Raw genomic sequence first — 402 nt, forward strand, 5'->3', positions numbered from 1 at the left:
TACATACAGTCGAGAATATACGAGTACCTTCTAAGAAGGTGTTATACCAAATATTTTCTTACCAAGGCGGTAAGTGGCGACGTTTAGTTCACTAAACGAGTCACTTTCCAACGCAGGAAAGGAAAGATTTTGGTGGGTCAGAGTGGACTTGAACCACCGACCTCACCCTTATCAGGGGTGCGCTCTAACCAGCTGAGCTACAGACCCATTTATACTTGTATCTTATTTATCGCATATCGCAGTAAACAAGAGTACGTCGTCTAAATAGAGACGCATATTCTCTTTCTTTCTATCAAGTAATCTGTGTGAACACTCAAGGCGATTGCTCGCTTTCAGGTATGAGTTAGTCGTATAGGTAAGGAGGTGATCCAGCCCCAGGTTCCCCTAGGGCTACCTTGTTAC

1 tRNA gene is annotated in these 402 nt (G+C 44.0%); it reads right to left on the reverse strand.

What is annotated here, in order from left to right:
- Positions 1–130: 130 nt before the first annotated feature.
- A tRNA-Ile gene (locus tag H5073_RS18655) sits at positions 131–207 on the reverse strand.
- Between the last annotated feature and the right edge of the window lie 195 nt (positions 208–402).

Origin of the sequence: Shewanella sp. SR44-3 (assembly GCF_014163735.1) — a bacterium.
In the GTDB taxonomy this organism is placed as follows: Bacteria; Pseudomonadota; Gammaproteobacteria; order Enterobacterales; family Shewanellaceae; genus Shewanella.